The organism is Candidatus Woesearchaeota archaeon (assembly GCA_027858315.1).
In the GTDB taxonomy this organism is placed as follows: Archaea; Nanobdellota; Nanobdellia; order Woesearchaeales; family UBA583; genus UBA583.
The window spans coordinates 1-6,421 of sequence record JAQICV010000031.1; the positions used below are offsets into that span (position 1 = coordinate 1).

A 6,421-nucleotide genomic window follows, 5' to 3' on the forward strand; every position below is an offset into this window, starting at 1 on the left:
TAAATATGGCTACAGGAACTGGAAAAACAAGAGTTGCTATGGCTTTGATTGATTTTTTAAGAAGGGGAAAAATTGTAGATAAAGTATTGTTCTTAACTGATAGAGTAGCATTAAGAGAACAAGTATACAAAAAGGGATTTATGAAGTTTTTTCCAAATAAAAATATTTTGGAAATTAAAGAGAAAAAAGATAAGATTAATTATAAACATGGTCAAGAATTATACACCGCAACAATTCCAACCATTGTTAATCTTTACAATAGAAGAAACAAAAATGGAGAGTTTGAAATGTCAGTAGGTGAGTTTGATTTAATTGTTATTGATGAAGCTCACAGGTCAATTTTTAATAAATATAAACATATGTTAGAATATTTTGATGCTTATAAAATTGGTTTAACTGCAACACCTGCAAATTTTATAGATAGAAACTCATATCAGTTTTTTAACTGTCCAAAAAACAAACCTACTGTAGTTTATGATTTTTATGATGCTGTTGAGGATAAAGTTTTAGTTGATTTTAGAAAGCATGTTATGAAATATCAAACTGAGAGACAAAAAGAAGGTTTTAATTTGGATAATATAACAGAAGAAGAAAGATATGAAATAGAAAAAGAATTAGCTAAAAAAGGTATTTATGACATTGAAGAATTTAATTTTGAAGGAGATGAGTTAGAAAAGAAAATTGTAAATAAAGAAACAACTCATTTACAAGTTGCTGAATTTATGGATGTCTTACAAAAAGATAAGTCTGGAGAATTTTGTAAAACTATTATATTTGCTATGAATATCCCTCATGCAGAAAGAATTTATGAAGAAATTAAAAATTTATATCCAAACAAGCCTGGATTAGCAGATATTATTGTAACGGGCGGAAAAACTAAAAATACTCAAAAACAAATTGTAAGGTTTGAATCAAAATCTTATCCTAGAATTGCAGTATCAGTTGGCATTTTAGATACTGGTGTTGATGTTCCTGAGGTTTGTAATTTAGTTTTTATCAAACCAATTAGTTCAACAATTAGACTTTGGCAAATGATAGGGAGAGGTTCAAGATGTGAAGATGCTTGTGAACATAAAGAATGGTTACCTGAAGGGGGAAAGAAATATTTTGTAATATATGATTTTTTGCATAATTTTGATGACTGGGGTAATCTAAAAGATGATGACAAAGAAAAGCCAGTTTCTCCATTAGTTAGGATATTTAACTATAGAGTAGACTTGTTAAATTATTATATTAAAAGCAAAGACGATAAGAAAATAAAATATTTTAAAAAATTAATTCATAAGGAAATTGAAGATATACCTAAAGATTTACCAAAAGTAAAAGAAAATGCTTCGATAATAAATAAGGCTCTAGATTCATTTTTTTGGAAAAATTCAGCTATTAATCAAATAGAATACTTAAAAAAAGAAATATCTCCATTTATTGAGCTAAAATCAGCAGGTGACCCATTAAAATTATCCTTTAAAAGAGAAATTGAAAAATCAATGATATTAGCTTTATCCAAAGATGAAGAAGGTTTTGAAAAATCAAAAGAGAAACTAAAGAATACAATTAATAAAATATATAGTGTTCCACTACCTTCAGTTTTACAAAAAAAGAAACAATTAGAAAAAGCATTACATCAAGATTTTTGGGATAAATATGACTTTAAAAAATCAAGATTTTTATTAGATGAGATATATCCTATCTCTAATCTTCAAAGAAGTAGTAGAGAATATCCCCTTATGATTAATGTGTCTGATAGTATGAAAGTTAAAGAAAATATAGTTTTATATGGAGGAGAATTTAAAGATACTACATTGTATAAAGAAGAAATTAGGAAAAAAATATTTGAACTTGCTAAGTTTAACCCTATTATTCATAAAATTATGAATGATGAACCATTATATGAAGCAGATATTGAATATTTAGAAGATACTTTCAAAAAAGAACTTAATTTAACAGAATCAGTCGTAAGACAATTTTATACTGGTAATCTTATATCTTTAATTAGAATGTATTTAAAAAATAATGATATTGAAGGAGAAAGAAAAGATTTGGAAAGTAAATTTAAAGATTTTAGAAATAAACATAAATCTAATTTTAATCAAACTCAATTAAAGTTCTTAGATATGATTGAAAAGAAATTCTTAATGGATAGAAAAATTCAAGAGAGTGATTTATATTCTGGACAGTTTGAAAATATTGCAGGAGGTATTGATAATGTATTTGAAGCTTCACAAATAAATGAGATACTTGCATTTTACAACGGGTTAAAATAAACAAGTGTACCTGAGTGCACCTAAAAATAAACATTTATAAGCAAGATTGAATTTGGTATTGTATGAGTCGATCATATAGAGAAATTGAAGGAAATTCAGAACCCATCACTCTTAAAGTAAGTCCGGAATTACTTAGCAGTATTACGGCTCATTGTAAAGCTAATGATGAGGATAGGTCATCTTATATTAGAGAATTAATAAAAAGAGACCTTGATTCTGGAAATCAAGTGTTTACTTCAGGTATTAATGAAATTAGATATATGCCAAGAGAAAATAAATTTAAATGGAGTATATTACTTGATAATCCAAAAGAACAAAAAGTAAAAGTTAGTTCTGATATTGAATTAGATTTTTTAGAAAATTTATATGGGCAAATAAGAAGTAGTTTAGAGGACTATTATCATAATTTTTCAAATAAAAAAGAAAAATCAAGTATCATAAATTTAGCTACAATTGAGAAATTAAGAAGAGGAAATTAAAGAATGTTAGAAGCAAGTTTGAAAAGTAAAATTAATAGTTTATGGAATAAGTTTTGGAGCAGTGGATTAACAAATCCATTGACAGCAATTGAAAATTTATCTTATTTGATATTTATAATGAGATTAGAAAAGGAAGATGACAGAATTACTAAAAGAAATCCTAGTCATAAAAGCATTTTTGAAGGAGATACTGAAATTAATGGTGTAAAGTTTAATAGGAAAGAATGTAGGTGGTCAGAATGGTCCTTAATGGACTCAGAAGAGATGCTTGCACATTTTCATAGTAAAGTTTTTCCATTTATTAAAACATTAGGCAAAAAAGATATTGAAGAGTTAGGAGAGAAAGAAGATTTATATATTAAAGTAATGAAAAATGCGACTTTTGTGATTCAAAGACCTGCCTTACTAAAAGAAGCAGTAAAGACATTAACAGAGCTAAAAATTACAGAACAAAATTATGATGTTCAAGGTGATATTTATGAATTCCTTTTAAGCGAACTTGCAACATCTGGGAAAAATGGACAATTCCGAACTCCTAGACATATTATTAAGATGATTACAAAATTAGTAAATCCAGACATTAATGATAAAATAGGAGATATGGCTTGTGGTACTGGTGGTTTTTTAGTTTCTGCATATCAACATATTTTAGAAAAATATACTCCTAAAGAACATATTGAATATGATGAACAAGGTAATGTTCATAGTTTAACTGGTGCTAATTTAACTGATGATAAACATTGGAAAAAACTTAGAACTAATACATTTTTTGGATACGATAATGATCAAACCATGGTTAAAATAGCATTGATGAATTTAATGTTGCATGGTATAACTGAACCTCATATAAAAGAAGAAGATACTTTATCAGAGAATTATGAAGAGAGTGCGGAGAAATTTACAGTATTACTTGAGAATCCACCATTTAAAGGAACTATTGATAGTTCTTTAATACATAAAGATTTAAAATTACTTAACACTAAAAAAACTGAACTATTATTTGTAAAAAAAAGTTTAGACTTACTCGAAGTAGGTGGTAGATTAGGTATTATTTTGCCAGATGGTGTTTTATTTGGTTCTTCCAAAGCTCATAAAGCCTTGAGGGAAGAGATTATTGAAGAGAATACTTTAGATGCAGTTATTTCTTTACCTTCAGGAGTCTTTAAACCTTATGCCGGAGTATCAACTGCTATTTTAATTATTAAAAAGGGTGGAGAAACTTCTAAGACTTGGTTTTACAATATGACCTCTGATGGATATAGTTTAGATGATAAAAGAAACTTTATTGATGGCAAAGGAGATATTACTGATATTGTTGAAAATTTTCTTGAAAAAGATGAAGGAAGAACTGGAAAATGTTTTTTTGTTGAATCTCAAGAGATTAAAGACAAAGATTATGATTTAAGTATTTCTAAATACCAAGAAATTGAGTATGAACAAAAAGAACATAGACCTTCAAAAGATATTTTAAAAGACATTAAAGATAATCTTTCTGAAGAGTTGAATGAGATTGAAGAGTTGGAGAGGTTAATTTAGAATGGAAATAACTAAGATGTATGGTATTATTGAAGAGCTTATTAATGAAGAGAAGGAGTCAAATATTCAAACTATACTTAACAATATATTAGGAGTTATAAATTCAGGTGATGGAACACAAGTTGATGAATTTCTTAATAAATTATTTTCTTGGTGTCAAGGAAGTATTGTGAATGAATACCCATTTTCAAAACAAAAAATTTTAAAAAAATTAAACTCAGAAAATTTATTTGGAAATGCTTTATATGATAATGTGAAAAATATGTTAGAAACTGAAAGTTATAAATTAAAGGAAAATTTATCTAAATTAATTTCAAATAGAAATAGTCAAATAACTATTTTAAAACAAAATTTTGAACAATTACAAAAATTAGATATTGAATCATATTATGAAAACCTTGAAGAATTTGAAATTGGTTTGATAATCCCAAATTCTGAAAATGAACTTGAAAAAGTTAATTTTTACTTGAAAGATTGGGATTTTATACTTAAACATATAACAGAATTATTAGGAGAAGAAAACATTAAACCAAGAGTATCATCTGTTGATACAGGTTCAATATTAGTTTATGTTGTTGGAAGTTATATGGTTACAAAGGCAATTTTGCATATTGTTAAAGAAGTTTTAGATATATACAAAAAAGTTTTAGAAATAAAAGAATTAAAAGATAATGCTAAGAAATTAGGATTTAAAACAACAGAAAAAGAAGGAAATAAAAAAATTAAAGATTTGCTTAAATCTGAGAAGGAAAGACTTGTTAAATTAATAGTTAAAGAATATGCTAAAAAGAATGGAAATACTAGGGATGCAGAACTGGAAAATGCAATTTTGCAATCAGTAGGTAAAATAATTAAAATGCATGATAAAGGTATTTTAATTGAAGCTAATTCACCTAAAGAGACAGAAGACAATGATGATGAAGAAAGTGAAAATACAAAAACAAAGACTGAAAGAAATAAGAAACTTCAAAATATAAAAGTAGTTTCTGAAATTGTTTCTAATATTTCAACATCAGTAAAAACTTTAACTGGATTAGGTGAAGAAACATTACAATTAACTTCATTTGATGAAGAATCTAAAGAAGAGGAGGGAGAAGATAAGTGATTTCAAAAAAAGATTTGCCTCAAGGTTGGGAATTAGTAAAACTTAAAGATTTAGGTAAAATTGTTACAGGAAATACGCCTTCTAAATCTAATTCTAATTATTATGGAGGCAAATTACCATGGATTAAGACACCAGATTTAAAAACAAAATATATATCTAACTCAGTTGATACAATTTCTGAGGAAGGAAGGAAAGTCTCAAGAATATTGCCTAAAGGGTCAGTAATGGTATCTTGTATTGGAAATATTGGACAAGTAGGAATAGCTAATTGTGAAGTTTCTACAAACCAACAAATCAATTCAATAATTCCTAACTTAGAAATCGTAATTCCTGAATTTATTTACTATTCAATATTATTAAATAAAGAAATAATTGCTAAAAAAGCTTCAAAAGCTGTACTTCCATTATTGAATAAAACTAATTTCTCTCAAATTGAAATAATTTTACCTCCTTTAAAGACTCAAAAGAAAATTGTTGAAATTCTTGAGAAAGCTGAAGGAGTTAAAAATGAAAGAGAAAGTCTTAATGAATTGACAAAAGAATATCTTGAAAGTGTTTTTTATGAAATGTTTGGAGATCCTGTTAAAAATGAGAAAGGTTGGAAAATTAATCCTTTAGAATATTTTGGTAGATGGCAAAGTGGAGGGACTCCACTAAGAAGTAAAACTAAATATTTTGAAGGGAATATTCCATGGTTTATAGCTGGAGAGTTGAATTCTATGTATGTTATAAATAGTAATGAACATATTAATGAACAAGCTATTAAAGAAAGTGGTGCTAAAATGATTGAAGAAAAATCATTATTACTTGGGATGTATGATACTGCTGCTTTAAAATCAAGTATCAACTTGAAACCTTGTACATGTAATCAGGCAATTGTATATTCTAAAATCAATGAGAATGGTAATGTTTACTATTTATATCATTTAATTCAGATTGCTAAAGAACATTTTAAAAGACACCAAAGGGGAGTTAGACAAAAAAATTTAAATTTGCCAATAGTCAAAAATTTAGAAATTCCCACCCCTCCAATTGAA

The 6,421-nt window shown here is 26.7% G+C and carries 5 protein-coding genes; all 5 read left to right on the plus strand.

Annotated elements, in window-relative coordinates; genetic code table 11:
• Positions 1-2,264, plus strand: a 2,264-nt coding sequence (locus PF569_02165; protein ID MDA3855036.1) for a DEAD/DEAH box helicase family protein, incomplete at its 5' end; no start/stop codon positions are given.
• 62 nt (positions 2,265-2,326) lie between these two features.
• Positions 2,327-2,743: a hypothetical protein gene (locus tag PF569_02170; GenBank protein ID MDA3855037.1), complete on the plus strand. Its 417-nt coding sequence runs from the start codon at positions 2,327-2,329 to the stop codon at positions 2,741-2,743.
• Between the two features lie 3 nt (positions 2,744-2,746).
• Positions 2,747-4,279, plus strand: coding sequence for an N-6 DNA methylase (locus PF569_02175; GenBank protein ID MDA3855038.1), 1,533 nt, complete (start codon positions 2,747-2,749; stop codon positions 4,277-4,279).
• Position 4,280: 1 nt separating this feature from the next.
• Positions 4,281-5,384, plus strand: coding sequence for a hypothetical protein (locus tag PF569_02180; GenBank protein ID MDA3855039.1), 1,104 nt, complete (start codon positions 4,281-4,283; stop codon positions 5,382-5,384).
• Positions 5,381-6,421 (plus strand): restriction endonuclease subunit S (locus PF569_02185; protein ID MDA3855040.1); only part of this gene is annotated, 1,041 nt, incomplete at its 3' end. The genes PF569_02180 and PF569_02185, both read left to right, overlap by 4 nt.

What these genes read in the sequence shown, in the direction of transcription:
- PF569_02170 (MDA3855037.1), top strand. Translation starts at nt 2,327, where the DNA reads ATGAGTCGATCATATAGAGAAATTGAAGGAAATTCAGAACCCATCACT.
- PF569_02175 (MDA3855038.1), top strand. Translation starts at nt 2,747, where the DNA reads ATGTTAGAAGCAAGTTTGAAAAGTAAAATTAATAGTTTATGGAATAAG.
- PF569_02180 (MDA3855039.1), top strand. Translation starts at nt 4,281, where the DNA reads ATGGAAATAACTAAGATGTATGGTATTATTGAAGAGCTTATTAATGAA.